Below are 14,637 nucleotides of genomic sequence, written 5' to 3' on the forward strand. Positions count from 1 at the left end.
TTTGCGCGCCCAGGTGACAGGTATCTCGCTCGATCACACCTGGTGAGGGCCGCACTCCGGCTGCACTCCGGATATAAAATAGAACATGCGTCCGAGTTTCCTCCTGATCTGCCACGTCTGCGCACCGTGGTCACCTACCTGCGGGCCGAGCCGGGCCGGGCCGAGCGGGCGCTGAGCACCCGCGGAGGAACGCGAAGCCCTCACCGCGCGTCGGCGGCTTCTGCTCGAGCCGCCCGCGTGGCTGCTCGAGCGGGGCATCGGTGCGGGCCGGCTCCCGGTCCGCGTCCATGCAGGGGACTGCTGGGACGCACGAAAGCGCTGTACGGCCCTGAGCCGCGAGGAGGCGCGCCGGGCCCTGGCCGAGGGAGTGCCCGCCTGCCCCCACTGCCGGCCCGCTCGTCGAACGCCCAAAGACCTCGCCGCATGACAGGATTTCTCCGCCGTAGGCTGACGTCGCCTGCAGTACAGGCCCGGAACTCATGAGGTTCCGGGCCCGTTGTGCCGGCGGCGTATCACCAGCACCGCAGGACGGCAGCCCGGCTGAGGCGGCAGCCGGGCGGGCTTCCCGATCATGTGGGTCCCACTCGAGGATCGGGTTCCCCAGTGTCCAGCCCGGAACAGGGTCGGCTTCTTCGGGGCCTCGATCCTACGCGGAGCCGGTAGTTCCCCATCCGGTGACTTCAGAGCCCGGGCTGCGGACGACGGAGAGGAGTCCACCGTCGTACAGGTAGCGCTCACCGGCACAGTGCAGCAACGCCTCGTGCAATCGGCTGATCTCGGCCCGCGCCAGCGCTGCGCTGCGGAAACGGATGGTGGTGACTGCCGCCCGGGGACCGGGACCGACAGGCTGGAAGCGTCCCCAGACGACGTTCTTTGTCGCCCTTGGCGACAGTTCGCCCACTATGACGAACTCCTGCAGCAGGCCCCAGCGCGTCGCCCTCAAGGTGACCCGGCTCAACTCTTTCCAGGTCGCGCTCCATTCATGGCCTTCACGCAAGAAGTAGAGCCCGTCACCCGCCACCCGTACACAAGCCGCGTCCCCACGCGCCATGGCCAGTCCTCCCAGGCTGAACAGCGCGAGCGCGACGAAGCTCGCCAATACGGCGGGGAGGGGATGGTCCACGAAGTAGTACACGGCCACACCGAGCGGAACGGTCGCGGCGAGCATGGCCGCAACGGCGACGCGCATGTGCCCCATCGAGTACCGCACCTCGACGGGAGGCCCCGATTCCCGCTCGACAACTGCCTGGACAGGAACCGCACCCACGACCGCGTCCTCAACCGGCAAGGCAGGCGGCCTGGGCCCGCCAAGCGGCGGAGGCGGAGACTCAATCGATAGGTCCGGCGGAGCCACGGGCGGACGCACCCCCGTATCCGCGACCGTCACCGAAGGCGCCACAGTCTCCGCACCACCCCTGCTCAGCGCGGACAACACCTCCTCCGCGGACGGCCGCCGCTCCGCTCGCTTTTCCAGGCACTCGCCCAGCACCGCCCGCAGTCCCTCCGGCACACCTTCCAGGTTCGGCATCCCGTGCACGACCCGGTAGAGCAGCTCCGCCGCACTGCCCTCCCCGAACGGCATGCGCCCAGTAGCCGCGAAGCACAGAACCGTACCGAGCGAGAAGATGTCGCTGGCCGTGCCGACGCTGCCGCCCTGGGCCTGCTCGGGTGACATGAATCCGGCGGTGCCGATCGCCACGCCCGTCCGGGTGAGCATGGTCGCACCGTTCAGTGCCTTGGCGATCCCGAAGTCGATGAGCCGCGGCCCGTTCTCCGTGAGCAGGACGTTCGCGGGCTTGAGATCCCGATGCACGAGCCCCGCCCGGTGTACGGAGTGCAGCGCCTCCGCCATGCCCGCGCCGAGCCGCCACACCGCGTCCTCCGTCAACGGCCCCCTCTCCCGGACCCATTCGGAAAGATCGGGTGCCGGAATGTAGTCGCTCGCCACCCAGGGCGTCTCCGCCTCCGGATCCGCGTCGACCACGGCCGCCGTCCAAAACCCTCCGACCGCCTTCGCCGCCTCCACCTCGCGCCGGAACCGCGCCCGGAAGCCGGGGTCCGAGGCGATCTCCGGCCGGACGACCTTCACCGCCACCTTCCGACCGCTGCGCGACTCCCCGAGGTAGACCTGCCCCATGCCGCCTGCGCCAAGCCGCGCCGTAATCCGGTACGGGCCGACGACCGCCGGGTCACCGGTCTTCAACTGCTCCACATTTCCCCCGAGTGCAATCGCCTTACAGGAGAACCTAGAGCCGGCCCGCACTCGGTGTCAGCCCAACAACCGGCGTTCAGTCCATCCCGCGGATCTCCGGTGCCCTCTCCCGTATCGCCGCGGACACCATCGTGGCCGGTGTCGTCAACCCCCGCCTTATCGAGGCAGGCAGATCGCCGCCCTGCGGCAGGCCGCCCTAGACAAGCGCCAGCAAGCGGTTTGACGAGCGGACGCAGGCATCCGAAAAGGCTGGTCAGGGAAGGCGAGGAGATCAATTCCGCGCCGTCGCTCGCAGAGTGGGCGTCAGCTTGGATTTCCCCATGGCCCACGCCGACTTGAGTCAACGCATTGAGATCTTGCGCGGCCGACAACGAGCAGCGGACCGGCCTCCCCCGCGGGCGCCCTCGACCGATGACGCCGCGGTGACCCATCCCCTTACCGAAGGCCTCCGCCGTGCGCGCCGGGACCATTGCCTACTTCGAGCGCTGACCGGGCACACAGCAACGTCCCTGCTCCAGCTCGGAGATGCTGTTGGTCGATTCCGGCCCTGCCGCGACGTCGGTCCCCATGACCTGCCGCCTGTGGTCTTGGGAGCCGACGTTGTCCGTATGCGCTGGGTGTCTATGCCCGAACGAGCTGCTGACGGAATGTCGAGGCAAGATGTGAGGCTGGTCAGCCGATGGGATGCTGGGAGGGGAGTCGAGCGCACCACCAACGACGGGCGGCGGGCGGGCGCGCAGGCGCCACACGGAAAAGTCCAGGTAGTACTCCTGGTACGGAACGGCTGGTCCTGCCAGGTCGCAGCCCGCCGGGCCATGGAGCGGGACGACCACGCCGTGGCAGGGTGGGTCAAGGAGGTGTGGCCCTGCGCGGAAGGCTCGCGGCGGCCCGTGGGCCTGGCTCGTCTTCGAGGACGAAGCCGGCTTCTCCATGACGCCGCCGCAGGCAAGAACCTGGTCACAGCGAGGCCGCACCCCGGTGGCGCGGGTGCGGGGCCGTTCTCGCAGACGGATGTCGATCGCCGCGCTGATCTGCTACAAGCCCGGCCATCGGTCAACCGGCCGCGCGGCGGCGACGGTCGGCGCGACGGGCGCAAGAGCTTCTCCTGGCGCGACTACCGGGACCTGCACAACACGACACCACGAGGTCAACCTCAGTAGCATGATTGGTGCAATCGAGAGACCCGGGGGGGCGTCGTGCGAGGGTGGAGCAGGAGTCGCCGGGCGGCCCTGGCTGCGGTCGGGTTGCTGGCCGTATGCGTCGCGGGGTGCGGTCCGGGCCAGGCCTCGCCGAAGGCGGGTGCGAGCAGCCCGGCGCCGACGTCGTCAGCGTCGAAGAGTGAAACGGCCGCACCGAGCGCCACGGCGGCGACCTCATCGCCCTCGGCCTCGCCGCCCTCCTCCTCTTCGCCCTCGGCGTCCGCATCGGTTGTGACCGACACAAAGGTGCGCTCGGCGCTCGACTACTGCTCTCCGGTACCGCTCCCGTATCAATCCCAGGACGTCCTGACCATCGCCGGGATCGAACCGAGCGACGATCGTCTGGGCGCCACCCAGAACGACCTCGTCTGCCACAATCCGGACGGCGACCAGCCGTACTTCAACACGAACGGGACGATCGGGCCGTACTACGTCTCCCCGCAGGCCGTCGTTGCCCTCATCGGGACCACGGACACCAACCAGTCGCGGATGATCCCCGCCGACGTCGACGAGCTGCGGGTGGTGCTGGACAAGTGCAAGCAGCACTACCCGGTCGCCCCGCCCTTCAGCTGTGGCCCGAACTTCTACCACGTCGACTACGACTCGGCGGGCGTGATCGCCGGCATCACCCAGCTCTGGCAGTCCTGACCCCTCCGTACGGCGGCACGGCAGGCAGCACACGATGCAGCGTCAGATGCTCCGCGCTGTGGGCGGGCGAGGCCGATGTCGTAGGCGAGGATCACGGCCTGGATCCGGTCGCGGGCGCCGATCTTCGCCAGTACGCGGCCGACGTGGGTCTTGACGGTGCTTTCGGACAGGACCAGGCGTTCGGCGATCTCACCGTTGCTCCAGCCCTGGCCGATCGCCACAAGGACCTCGTGTTCCCGCTCGGTCAGAGTCCGGATGCTGGGGTGCGCCACCCGTGGAGTCCCGGCGGGTTGGCCGGGGAGCCGGTGGGCGTAGGAGTCGAGGGAGACGGCGCGTCAGTCCCGGCGCGATGACGGCGTCACCCGGGGCCACGGCTCGGATCCCGGCCAGCGGTTCTCGGGTTCGGCGTCCTTGAGCAGAAATTCGCTGGCCCCCGCGCGCAGGGCGGCATGCGCGTACTCGTCCAGGTCGAAGTTGGTCAAGATCAGGATCCGGGAGTGACCGCCCGCGGCAACGATCCGGCGAGTGGCCTCGATGCCGTCCATACCGGGCATGCGTACGTCCATCAGCACCACGTCGGGACGCAGCTCCGCTGCCTGGCGCACGGCATCGGCGCCAGGCCCGGCCTCACCGACGACCTCGGTGGCCGGAACGCTGTCCAGCAGCATGCGAAAACCGAACCGCTGCAGTGACTGGTCGTCGACGATGAGCACCGTGGTCACGGAGCGGCTCCCGCCGGGGTGGGGACGGGGGCCGGATCGAGGGCGGCTTCCACCACCAGCCCCCGTCGGGGCGTCGGCGGCTGTCGACCTGTCCGTGGTAGAGCGCGGCCCGCTCCTTCATACCGGCGGTACCCTCCCCCGGCCCGTGCCCCGGATCAGGCGCTGGGCGTTCGTGGCCGTCCTGTGGTCCGTCGTCTTCGATGGTGAGGTGGACCCGCCTGTTCTCGACGCTCAGCGTCAGCTGAGCGGTGGTGTGTGGTGGTGTGTGGTCCTGCATGGTTGAGGGTGTGGGTGAGAGCCTCTTGAGCGATGCGGCAGACGGCCAGCTGCAGCCCGTGATCCAGCGCCTCGACCTCGCCGACGGTGCGGTAGACGGCGTGCGGGCCGGCCGCGCGGACTCGCGCACACAGGGCGTCGACGTCGGCGACGCCGGGCTGTGGGCTGAGCCGCGGCTCGTCCGGGCCCTCGTCGCGCAGGACTCCCAGCATCCGGCGTAGCTCGCCGAGAGCCTGGCGGCCGGTGCCGCCGATCAGTTGGAGGGCTTCCTTGCTTCCCTGCGGCGCGAGATCCGCCGCGTACCGGGCTCCATCGGCCAGGCCGATGATGACGGACAGGTTGTGGCCGATGATGTCATGCATCTCCCGGGCGATCCGGGCCCGCTCGGCGGCCGCCGCCAGTCGGCTGCGCTGGTCGCGCTCGACCTCCAGGCGCGCCGCGCGTTCGCGCAGCGCGCCCAGGTAGGCCATGCCGATCCGCACGGCGACGCCCAGGACAGCCGCGGCGGTGGCGGCGCAGCACAGAAAGAAGATTGCGATCAGGAAGGAGACGGCAGCGCCAGACCGAGCTGCAGGGCTGCCATCACCAGCAGGAAAAGGCCGTCGTGGCGCCCCGGGCCGGGCCGCTCCTCGCGGTGCAACGGGTCGGGCCGACCAAACACCAGCAGCACGATCAGCACCAGGCCGGCGCCTCCGCACCAGGGCCCCTGTGCCTCACCCGAGCCGTCTCGGGCCTGCACGTCCTGCACGCCGCCCTGCCGGCCGGCCCTCGGGCCGGCCCTTCCGTAGCTCCGGTGGACACGGGCCGGGGGCGGCCTGACGATGGAAGAACCTCGTGGAAAGTGCCCCCGGCCCGCCCCTACGGGCGGGGCCCCACGAGGGCGCGGGGCCCATGACTGGCCACCGCTCGGGTGCTTGCGGGCCCCGCTTCCGCAGAGCCCGGCGCGCACCGGGCATCTCCGGCCGGATACGGACGCGTTGCGTCCGCCCGCTTCGATCCTTGTGTGCCTCTCCGTGGTCCCCGCTCGGCCGTGATCTCTTCGAGGGAAGGACGAACAGTGAACCGACGCATACGACTGGCCGTACTGACGCCTCTTGTCGTGTCGTCGCTGGCCTTCGGGTCGGCGTCGCTCCTCGCGGGCTCCGCGCAGGCGGCGGCGCCTTCCATGTCGTGCAGCGTGAAGCAGAGCGCCACGGCGGGCAAGTACGACGTCACCCTCACCGATGGGCAGCCAGGAGTGGATGTGATCTTCACGGGCGGCAGCACCAGACACCAGTTCACCTCCACCACCACGGCCAACGCCGACGGTGTGGCCTCCACCAGTGGCTTCATCCCGGTCGGCGCCGTCACCGCCGAGCAGGGCGACAGCAAGATCACGTGCGGCACGGTCAAGCAGGCCGAGCAGCAGGACGCCCAGTCCCAGTACTCCGCGGGTTTCAAGAAGGGCCTCGCCGACACCAAGGCCACCTGCAAGAAGGCCCAGTCGCAGAACAACTTGACGCAGCTCGACCCGAACTACGAGAAGGGCTACAACGCGGGCGCGCAGGCGGCACTGAACAAGTACTGCACCGACTGAGCGGCTAGCGTCTCCCAGGCCGGCGCCGCCCGCGACCTCGCAGCGCGCGAGGGCATCTCCTACACCGCCGCCGCCCGCCGACGCCTGGACGAACAACAGCCGGACCACGACTGGCGGGTGGCCCCGTGGTCGTCTGCGCCACCGGGTGCAACGGCTCCCCGCACGCGGTACATGTGCCGCCCCTGGCGCCGTAGGACGCCAGGGGCGGCACCTTCTACCTCCGCCGGGCCGCCGAACTACCTTCGGTCCGCGCCCGCCACCTCGCCGATACGGCTGGGTCGGCCACCAGCCACCGGCCACCGGCCACCGCTCCGAAGATGGTGTGTTTCTGCTGTCCCTGGTCTACGCATGGCTCGCCGCAGCCGAGGCAGGCGACCAGGCCGCCGTCGACACGGCGATGGAACCGCTGGACCGGGCCGCCGCCCGATGGCCGTCCGAGCAGCCCCGGGCACCGCTGGAAGCACCTCAAGCCCGGATCGGTGCCTACCTCTCGTCCCTGGACGACCGAGGGTTCCCCCGCGACACGATCGAGTCCGACTGGCTGGGTCGAAGTTGTTCGTGATGATCGCGCTCGGCGCCCGCGCCGGGTTCGAGGAGCAGTTCATGCGCCGCTACGGCCAGGGGGTCCCGCCGGCCACCTTCCACCTCGACGCGAAGGCCCGGGTCGTGATCGGGCTGCACGCCGACCGGCGGTGGGTGGCCAAGCGGGCCCCGCGAGGCGCTCTCAGGGTGTTCATCGTCGACCCGGAGGGATTCCCCCGTCCGGACGGATCCTGGTTCGACTACCCGCTGGAGGCTCCACAGACCGGTGACGTGTTCGTACGGCAGACGTCCGCCGACGCGATCAGCGAGCTGGAACGGCTGCTGACCCTCGGCGCAGACAACGCCTGAACTGCGGGGCCGGGGAACGGCGCTAGCCTCTGAGCCTGCTACCCGGCCCCGCAAGCGAGCCCCCTCCCAGTGTGAGAGTCAAGGGGGTGCCGCTTGCGCAAACCCCACGCCGACTTCGCACATGACGTACTGGGCGCCTCTGCTCCACGACGCTCCCCTTCCCGACCAAAGCGGCCCCAACCCGTCGGCCTGCGGCAGCCCTATGTCCTTGGAGGAGTCAGTCAGGATGCTCTCCGGTGCCGACGTGCCGCAAACCCCGCAGGAGTTCGTCGAGCGCACGCTGCGCGAGGCGCGCAGGATGCCGGGGCCAGGACGTAGGGGCCGGGCCCGGGACCGCACCTCGACCGTGTCCCCGTAGGCTGGTCATCCCGGCGGCTCAGATGTCGATCATCGCCACGACGCCGCAACAGTGGAGGGTGATGTAGGCGTGGTGGCCGTCCGGAGCCACCGCGATCCGGGTGGCACTACCACCGACATCGATGGGGGTGCCGATCACCTTGTCGGTGCTCGTGTCGATCACGGACACGGAGTCCGATGCGAAGTTCGTGACGTAGGCGCGGCGGCCGTCGGGGGTTACCGCGACATCGTTCGGTTTCCAGCCGACAGGGATGGGGCCGCCGGTCACCTTGTCGGTCCTCGCGTCGATCACGGACACGGTGCCCAACTGGTCGGTGACGTAGACGTGGTGCCCGTCGGGCGTCACCGCCACTCCGGCCGGGAAGTCCCCGATGGAGACATGCAGGCCGACGACATGGTCAGTGCTCGTGTCGATCACCGAAACAGGAACGGGCCATCCGGCGGAGTTGGTGACATAGGCACGGTGACCGTCAGGAGTGACCGCCACGCCGAACGGGCTACCGCCTACATGGAGCGGGCTGCCGACCACCGTGTTGGTCGTAGTGTCGATCACCGACACGTCGTCCGACCCGGCGTTGGCGACATACGCGCGGCGGCCGTCAGGAGCAACCGCCACCCCGGCGGGCGTGCTGCCGACATGGATACGGCCGACCACCTCGTTGGTCGTAGTGTCGATCACCGACACCGCGTCCCATCGGGAGTCGGTGACGTAGGCACGATGGCCGTCAGGCGTGACCGCCACCCCGACCGGGGTGCCGCCGACACGGACGCGGCCGACCACCTTGTTGGTCGTTGTGTCGATCACCGATACCCGGAACGAGTTGGATTCGGCGACATAGACGTGGTGGCCGTCCGGCGTCACCGCGACGCCTACCGGTTGGCTGCCGACGCGGATGAAGACGGGGTCGGTGGCTGCCGTGGCCGCGTGCGGCGACACCAGCACGCCGGCCAAGGCGAGCAGAACGGCCAGCGTGCACCGCATCGCACAGCGCCCGAGCCGACCCGCGAGGACCGGGTGCCGGCGGTGGGAAGCGAGGGTACTCATAGTGGCCTCCTGTCCGTGGTGCGCCAGGCGGGCCACGAGCCACGGGTGCCCGGGCAGGGACACCGATCGTGATGCGCTCTCCCTCCCCAGCATGACGCCTTCATCCGCGCCTGCAACCGGGACTCACCCGGCGCGCCGCCCCCGCTGTGGCCGGGGAGGAAAAGTGACGCGCACAGCCGGGTTGATCCCGCAGCGGCTGGGGCACACCAGGACCGCCTACGACAAGCTGACGGTGCAGGCCAACTCCACGACGCTGGCCTCCTACTCCAATTTCAACAAGAACACCGGCTACGCGCAGAAGTCCTTCGACCTGTCCTCGTTCGCGGGGCAGTCGGTGACCCTCAAGTTCACCGGAACCGAGGACTCCAGCCTGCAGACCTCGTTCGTGATCGACGACACCGCGCTCACCATCAGCTGACCGCTCCGTGAACGACGGGCCCGGACCGCAGGCATCGGTTCGGGCCCGTCCGCCCGTGCGGCGCCGCCCGCGCCTCTCAGCCGACGATTATGGTCACCTGCCAGCGGGACATCGCCGTACAGCTCATCGCGCCGGGCGCAGCCGACGCGGGACAGTTCCGAATCGTGGCCGTGAGGATCGCCTGGCCGGCCGACACGCCACGGAAAACGTGATCCGAGACGGCGGCAAGCGCCGTCCCCGACACGGTCACCGGCACGTCGGCGGACCCCGCCAGCAACACGCGCACCGTGCCGTGCATGTCCACGCAGACCCGATGGCCATTGTCGGCCGTCGTGACGAGCACCTGTTCGCCGTTCACACAACCGGCCTCGGACGACGAACCCGCCTTCGCCGCCCCGGACGCTTGATCCACCGCGCCCGCGCCGCATCCGGCCGTGACCAGCAGCACAGCGAGAACCGCACCTACACGCCCACGCATCCGACGACCTCCCCGTACGGAGCAACCCGGTCGGCGCTTGGACGCAGCCCGCACGCTCCGGGTTCCACTGACCACAGTGCTTTCGCACGTCCTATTCCTACTCTTCCCCCATCACACCGGGGGTGAACAGCTCCAGCCCCCAACCCCGTCACAGGGTGTGACAACCGGAGGAGCTCACCCCACGCCCAGCAGGCCGCACACCCCCGCCTTTCGTAGCCAAGAAGGCCACCTCTCGAACCGGACTGAACACCGGGTTCGAGAGGCGGCTTCCGAGAGGACGGCCGCCACCCTCCGGGGCGGCCCCCGGCGGCCCCGCTGGGAAGTGCCTGGGGAGTTCCGGGGCCGTACGGGGCCCTCTGGGAAGTTGTCGCCGCGTAAGCCAGAAAGCCCGTGACAGATCGCGACAGACCGCGAAAGAAGCAACACCGCAGGTCAGCGCCATGTAATGGTCTGATAGCCCAGCTCAGAGCCCGGACTCGGGGCCTACCTGACGTACATGCCGAGGCCGTGGCCTCAACCAGGGAGCCGGCGTTCGGCGGTGACGCCCGCCCCGGCCCGCCTCCCAGGCGTCTGGCCTGGAAGCGCCGCAGAACTCGGCCGGGGTGGGGGCCGAGCCGGCCGCAGGGCCTCGCGAACCCGTTCCGCGATCTCCGCCCGACTCCCTCGCTGCCGCCCCGCAGCCGAGATACGACCGCCCCACAGAAAGCCCGGCCCCGGCCGCGCACACGTAACTCGAGGCCTCTTGACGGATTAACCACTGTTTATGCTGATACATCCGTCGCCTTGGGAGGGATTCCCGGACCAGTCACGGACCAAATCCACACCTTGGCGACGTCGACGGCCAGAGCATTCACCGGGATCAGTGTCCGGCTCACAAGCCGGCGCCGGGTCGAGTCGGTAGCCGTGGCCGCGGAGTGTGGTGATCTGCGGCAGGCTGACGGTACGCGGCGCAGCGGCCTCCGCCGTGTGCAGGCGGCGGCGGAGGGAGGCCATCGTGACGTCGAGGGTCTTGGTCGGACCGAACCAGTCGCGCTCCGACAGTCCCAGCAGATGGTCAAGATCTTCCCGCAGCTTCCCCTCCACACCCCCGGTCTCCCCTGAGCGCGCCAACCGCGCCCCGCTTTCCCCAACATCCGTCGGCGGACCGGCTGTCGAGCGATCAGCTCTCGTCCCGGGCGCTGACATGCCGTCAAGGGACATGACGTCCAGGGCGGCGCCGTTCAGGGGAGTGTCCATCTTGATGGTTCTTCAGGCGACTGATGTCGCTGTGGAGTTCACAGGCTGGGCTGGAGCCGAGGCAGGCACGGCCTCCGGGTGATCACGAGGTGTCGAGTCCCTCATCGCCACGACGGAAGACCGTGCGCCCCGCGGGCCCGCCACAGGAAACCGGGTCGCGCGCGAGTGCCGACTCAGCGCTCCTGGACGAACGCGTGGTCCTTGCGTGACCCGTCGGAACAGGAACGATTCTCCGCGGCAGTCATCTTGCGGGTTTTCACCACCACCGCATTAGACGTGCCGTCGGTGCCGTTCTTGGCGGGCCCGGTGATCGAGTCCTGGAAGAACCAGTAGTAGTGGCCCCACTTGGGGCTGTCGTAGTGGGTCTGCCACGTACCGGAGACCTTCTGCATCACCTGGGCGCGGGAGATCCAGCCCACCTCGCCGGGCTTCACCGTCATGCTGAGCGAGCTGCTCTCCGAATGAGTGCTCGACCAACTGTGGCCGTAACTGGCCGTTACGCTGAGGTCCACGATCCCCGCGACCTTACCGCCCGCCGTGACGGACACACCCAGCGTGTCGGTGGAGCCCACCGTGTCGTCCCAGGTCATCGTCTGGGTGGAGTCGGATGTGCTGCAGTTGAACAGTGAGTTCGACACCTGACGGAACTCGCCCAGATAGGCCTTCTCGAGCTTGGGCTCGTTGAACGTGCACTTGCCTCCACCCGAACCGCAGTCCTCCATGAGCTGCTGCCGTGTCGGCTGGTCGGCAGCGGAGGCCGGAAGGGCGGCCGCCACCGCCACGGCCCAGGCCGCCACCGTCACTGCCAGCGCACGGCCTGCATAGAGCCGGACGGAACTTGTCGTCATCGTGATACCTCTCACCATGCTGTGGGGGGCAGTGAACCACCGCACGCCCGGGTCGAGTCCAAACACCCCAACACGTGCGATCACCGCCTGCTGCATCTGAGATTCTCGCGACCAGCTAGAAGCACACCGCACAAACAAGCCACCTCGCAGCACACCACAGCCCCCGAACCCCCCAACCCAACGCAAGCAACACCTCACCCACGGTGCGCCCTTCGCCCTCCCACCACGCCCGGCACATCTGCGCACCGCTTCCCCGAGCCAGGCGCCCATGCGGCGTTCCTCCGGACCCCGGTCTACCGGACCGGAACCGCTGATGTGGCTGGAGGGCTACCAGGCCCTCCGCCGCTGGCGGGCCGAGAACGGCATCAGCGGCCTGTACGCCGGGGATGGCCAGCGACGCACCCCAGGCGCACGCGCGGATGTACGCCTCGGCGCGGTTGACGAACAAGTATGACCACGCCGCCAGCCGTTTCGGCTGGTCGCAGCCCCCATCGGCTCGCTCCGCGGTCAGCCGGCCGGTCGGCCCGGACGGAGCCGCTCCGTGGTCGTCGAATTCGTCGTCGTCGGCCCGGGCGTACGGTTCGTCGTGCGCGAGCGAACCCTGGAGGAAGGGAGCACGCATTCCCGGCGCTGGACCTGCTGCCCCTCAGGGCCCGGATGCGCCAGAACCCGGCGTGCACGAAGTTCGTTTTCCTTGAGGGGCAGTTCCCGACCCTGCTGAGCTCACCGCCCCGTGAGCCAAGCTGATCGCCGACCGTACGGCGGGGCGTGGGGCAGCGAGCGTCTACCAGGCGGGATGCCTCGCCGCATCGGCTACGACGGTACGGGAGTTACGGTCAGGGCCGGACCGGCCGTTCACCCGTACGACCTTCCACCGCTCGCGAGGCTATGCGGACCTGCGGCGGAGGAAACGGATGACACCGTAGACGACCACGAGCAGCAGGATGACGACGACCGCGACGATCACGAGCTTCTTGATGAACCCGCCGCTCTTCTTCTTGCTCTTCTTCTTGCTCTTCTTGTCTCCGGTGGTGACCTGTACCGGGGAGGACACCGATGCGCCGGAGAGAGCCGTCGAGTTGGTACCTGCTGCGGCGAGCCCGCCCGGCGTGAGCACGATCGCGGCTGCCGGTGCCTGCCGAACGACCGGTGCGGCCGCCGAGGCGGTCGCCGCAGGGCCCAGCAACAGCCCGGCCAGTACGAGGACCGGCAAAAGCGCCGACGCTGCCGCCCGCCCCGCCGACGCTGCCGCTGGTATCGGGAACGTCTTCACACCATGGTGTCTCTTCATGCTTACCCTATTCTGTGATGTCTCGACCGGGTCCGGTGGTGCCCGGGCCGTGGGAGCCTCAGAGCATCGTCGGTGACTTCGACTGCCCCGGCAAGGACATCGAGCATGACGGACAGGGATTCGACGGTCGGGGTCGGGGTCGGTCCGTCGGGTGCCACCGGCCTGGGCGGCCCCCGGTGGACAACGTCCGCGACAGCGTCTCCGCCTGGGTGGCCATCGAAGCCGGTGGGTGCCGGCCCACCTCGTGGGGGACATCCCGGTGGCGGGGTCCTAGCCTGGACGAATGAAGGGTGGTCCGATCACGCTGTGCCTCGCCGGGGACGTGATGCTCGGGCGGGGCGTCGACCAGATACTTCCGCACCCCGGTGATCCGGTGCTGGCGGAGGCGTACCTCCGGGACGCCCGCTCCTACGTCGCCCTGGCGGAGGCCGCGAACGGCCCGGTTCCCTATCCGGTCGGCTTCTCCTGGCCGTGGGGCGACACGCTCGGCATCCTCGACCGGACCGCACCCGACGCCCTGGTGCTCAATCTGGAGACCAGCGTCACCCAGAGTGACGACTTCGCCCCCGGCAAGGCGGTCCACTACCGGATGCACCCCGCCAACCTGCCCGCGCTGGCCGCGGCCCGGCCCGACGTCTGCGTCCTGGCGAACAACCACGTCCTCGACTTCGGCCGCCGCGGGCTGGCGGACACGCTCGACGCGCTGGCGGGCGCAGAGCTTCGTACGGCGGGAGCAGGGCGCGACGCGGACGGGGCCCGCCTGCCGGCAGCCGTCCCCGTCGACGGCGGCCGGCGGATCCTGGTCCACTCCTTCGGCATGCCGTCCAGCGGAGTCCCGCCTGACTGGGCCGCCACCGCCGACCGGAGCGGGGTCGACTTCGTATCCGCGGCGTCCGATGCCGCGGCGGCCGCGGTGGTCGCCCGGATCCGGCAGGCGAAACGACCGGGTGACCTCTCCGTCGCTTCGGTTCACTGGGGATCCAACTGGAGCTACCTCGTCCCCCGCGACCAGGTCCGCTTCGCGCACGCACTCGTCGACGGCGGCGCGGACCTCGTGCACGGGCATTCCTCGCACCACCCCAGGCCGCTGGAGCTGTACCGCGGGAAGCTCATCGCCTACGGCTGCGGCGACCTGGTCAACGACTACGAGGGCATCACCGGCTACGAGAACTACCGGGACGACCTGCGGCTGCTCTACTTCCCCGTCCTTGAGCCCGACACCGGCAGACTCATCGAAGTGCGCATCGCGCCCCTGCAGGCCCGGCGGATGCGGCTCCAGGGGGCGCAGGCCGAAGACCGCCGGTGGCTCCAGGACCTCCTGGACCGGATCAGCCGCGGCTTCGGCCCGTGCACCGCCTCCGGGCAGGACGGCACACTCACCCTCGGCGCGCGGCACAATCGAGGGTGAGGAGCATCGAGGGTGAGGAGCGCGGTGTCCGC

The 14,637-nt window shown here is 69.6% G+C and carries 14 protein-coding genes and 4 pseudogenes; 9 read left to right on the forward strand and 9 right to left on the reverse strand.

Annotated features, from left to right (window positions below; translation table 11 throughout):
• The first annotated feature begins 256 nt into the window (after window positions 1-256).
• Window positions 257-427, forward strand: coding sequence for a DUF6233 domain-containing protein (locus AB0I68_RS33035; protein WP_363181107.1), 171 nt, complete (start codon window positions 257-259; stop codon window positions 425-427).
• 219 nt (window positions 428-646) lie between these two features.
• Here AB0I68_RS33035 and AB0I68_RS33040 read toward each other — a convergent pair whose 3' ends face one another.
• Window positions 647-2,212: a serine/threonine-protein kinase gene (locus AB0I68_RS33040; RefSeq protein WP_363181067.1), complete on the reverse strand. Its 1,566-nt coding sequence runs from the start codon at window positions 2,210-2,212 to the stop codon at window positions 647-649.
• Window positions 2,213-2,979: 767 nt separating this feature from the next.
• On the opposite strand from AB0I68_RS33040, the pseudogene AB0I68_RS33045 reads away from it, so the two are divergent.
• Window positions 2,980-3,146, forward strand: a pseudogene (locus AB0I68_RS33045) (winged helix-turn-helix domain-containing protein); the annotation flags it as partial.
• Window positions 3,143-3,339, forward strand: a pseudogene (locus AB0I68_RS33050) (IS630 family transposase); the annotation flags it as partial. The pseudogenes AB0I68_RS33045 and AB0I68_RS33050, both read left to right, overlap by 4 nt.
• A gap of 26 nt (window positions 3,340-3,365) precedes the next feature.
• Here the strand turns inward: AB0I68_RS33050 and AB0I68_RS33055 are convergent.
• Window positions 3,366-3,653: a hypothetical protein gene (locus AB0I68_RS33055; RefSeq protein WP_363181068.1), complete on the reverse strand. Its 288-nt coding sequence runs from the start codon at window positions 3,651-3,653 to the stop codon at window positions 3,366-3,368.
• Between AB0I68_RS33055 and AB0I68_RS33060 the strand changes: the two genes are divergently transcribed.
• The gene (locus AB0I68_RS33060; RefSeq protein WP_363181069.1) at window positions 3,643-4,059 is read left to right on the forward strand and encodes a hypothetical protein; all 417 of its coding nucleotides are present in this window, start codon (window positions 3,643-3,645) and stop codon (window positions 4,057-4,059) included. The genes AB0I68_RS33055 and AB0I68_RS33060 overlap by 11 nt on opposite strands.
• Window positions 4,060-4,118: 59 nt before the next feature.
• On the opposite strand, the pseudogene AB0I68_RS33065 reads toward AB0I68_RS33060, so the two are convergent.
• The 3 genes and pseudogenes from AB0I68_RS33065 to AB0I68_RS33075 all read right to left on the reverse strand — a co-directional run.
• Window positions 4,119-4,781, reverse strand: a pseudogene (locus AB0I68_RS33065) (response regulator transcription factor); the annotation flags it as partial.
• A 155-nt stretch (window positions 4,782-4,936) separates the two neighbouring features.
• Window positions 4,937-5,539, reverse strand: coding sequence for a histidine kinase (locus tag AB0I68_RS33070; protein ID WP_363181070.1), 603 nt, complete (start codon window positions 5,537-5,539; stop codon window positions 4,937-4,939).
• 56 nt (window positions 5,540-5,595) lie between these two features.
• The gene (locus tag AB0I68_RS33075; RefSeq protein ID WP_363181071.1) at window positions 5,596-5,736 is read right to left on the reverse strand and encodes a hypothetical protein; all 141 of its coding nucleotides are present in this window, start codon (window positions 5,734-5,736) and stop codon (window positions 5,596-5,598) included.
• Window positions 5,737-6,114: 378 nt separating this feature from the next.
• Here AB0I68_RS33075 and AB0I68_RS33080 point away from each other — a divergent pair, with 378 nt between their 5' ends.
• The 3 genes from AB0I68_RS33080 to AB0I68_RS33090 all read left to right on the forward strand — a co-directional run bounded on the left by AB0I68_RS33080 (window position 6,115) and on the right by AB0I68_RS33090 (window position 7,524).
• Window positions 6,115-6,633 carry a hypothetical protein gene (locus tag AB0I68_RS33080; RefSeq protein ID WP_363181072.1) on the forward strand — a complete coding sequence of 173 codons (519 nt, stop codon included), beginning with the start codon at window positions 6,115-6,117 and terminating at the stop codon, window positions 6,631-6,633.
• Window positions 6,634-6,955: 322 nt separating this feature from the next.
• Window positions 6,956-7,195 (forward strand): hypothetical protein, encoded by a 240-nt coding sequence (locus AB0I68_RS33085; RefSeq protein WP_363181073.1) that lies wholly within the window; start codon window positions 6,956-6,958, stop codon window positions 7,193-7,195.
• Window positions 7,195-7,524, forward strand: coding sequence for a hypothetical protein (locus tag AB0I68_RS33090; protein ID WP_363181074.1), 330 nt, complete (start codon window positions 7,195-7,197; stop codon window positions 7,522-7,524). The genes AB0I68_RS33085 and AB0I68_RS33090 overlap by 1 nt, the downstream gene beginning before the upstream one ends.
• Window positions 7,525-7,900: 376 nt before the next feature.
• On the opposite strand, the gene AB0I68_RS33095 is transcribed toward AB0I68_RS33090, so the two are convergent.
• A complete protein-coding gene (locus AB0I68_RS33095) occupies window positions 7,901-8,926 on the reverse strand; it encodes a YncE family protein (protein WP_363181075.1) in 1,026 nt (341 codons plus the stop codon).
• 205 nt (window positions 8,927-9,131) lie between these two features.
• Here AB0I68_RS33095 and AB0I68_RS33100 point away from each other — a divergent pair.
• Window positions 9,132-9,344: pseudogene (locus AB0I68_RS33100) on the forward strand (hypothetical protein); the annotation flags it as partial.
• A 76-nt stretch (window positions 9,345-9,420) separates the two neighbouring features.
• Here AB0I68_RS33100 and AB0I68_RS33105 read toward each other — a convergent pair.
• The 3 genes from AB0I68_RS33105 to AB0I68_RS33115 all read right to left on the reverse strand — a co-directional run bounded on the left by AB0I68_RS33105 (window position 9,421) and on the right by AB0I68_RS33115 (window position 13,197).
• Window positions 9,421-9,792, reverse strand: a complete 372-nt coding sequence (locus AB0I68_RS33105; RefSeq protein WP_363181076.1) for a hypothetical protein — start codon at window positions 9,790-9,792, stop codon at window positions 9,421-9,423.
• 1,439 nt (window positions 9,793-11,231) lie between these two features.
• Window positions 11,232-11,906, reverse strand: a complete 675-nt coding sequence (locus AB0I68_RS33110) for a hypothetical protein (RefSeq protein WP_363181077.1) — start codon at window positions 11,904-11,906, stop codon at window positions 11,232-11,234.
• Between the two features lie 886 nt (window positions 11,907-12,792).
• Window positions 12,793-13,197: a hypothetical protein gene (locus AB0I68_RS33115; RefSeq protein WP_363181078.1), complete on the reverse strand. Its 405-nt coding sequence runs from the start codon at window positions 13,195-13,197 to the stop codon at window positions 12,793-12,795.
• A gap of 283 nt (window positions 13,198-13,480) precedes the next feature.
• On the opposite strand from AB0I68_RS33115, the gene AB0I68_RS33120 reads away from it, so the two are divergent.
• Entirely contained in the window at window positions 13,481-14,605 is a 1,125-nt protein-coding gene (locus AB0I68_RS33120; protein WP_363181079.1) for a CapA family protein, read from the forward strand.
• Window positions 14,606-14,637: the final 32 nt, after the last annotated feature.

The organism is Streptomyces sp. NPDC050448, from assembly GCF_040655295.1.
Classification (GTDB): Bacteria; Actinomycetota; Actinomycetes; order Streptomycetales; family Streptomycetaceae; genus Streptomyces.

What these genes read in the sequence shown, in the direction of transcription:
- AB0I68_RS33090 (WP_363181074.1), top strand. Translation starts at nt 7,195, where the DNA reads ATGATCGCGCTCGGCGCCCGCGCCGGGTTCGAGGAGCAGTTCATGCGC.
- AB0I68_RS33095 (WP_363181075.1), bottom strand. Translation starts at nt 8,926, where the DNA reads ATGAGTACCCTCGCTTCCCACCGCCGGCACCCGGTCCTCGCGGGTCGG.
- AB0I68_RS33110 (WP_363181077.1), bottom strand. Translation starts at nt 11,906, where the DNA reads ATGACGACAAGTTCCGTCCGGCTCTATGCAGGCCGTGCGCTGGCAGTG.
- AB0I68_RS33115 (WP_363181078.1), bottom strand. Translation starts at nt 13,197, where the DNA reads ATGAAGAGACACCATGGTGTGAAGACGTTCCCGATACCAGCGGCAGCG.
- AB0I68_RS33120 (WP_363181079.1), top strand. Translation starts at nt 13,481, where the DNA reads ATGAAGGGTGGTCCGATCACGCTGTGCCTCGCCGGGGACGTGATGCTC.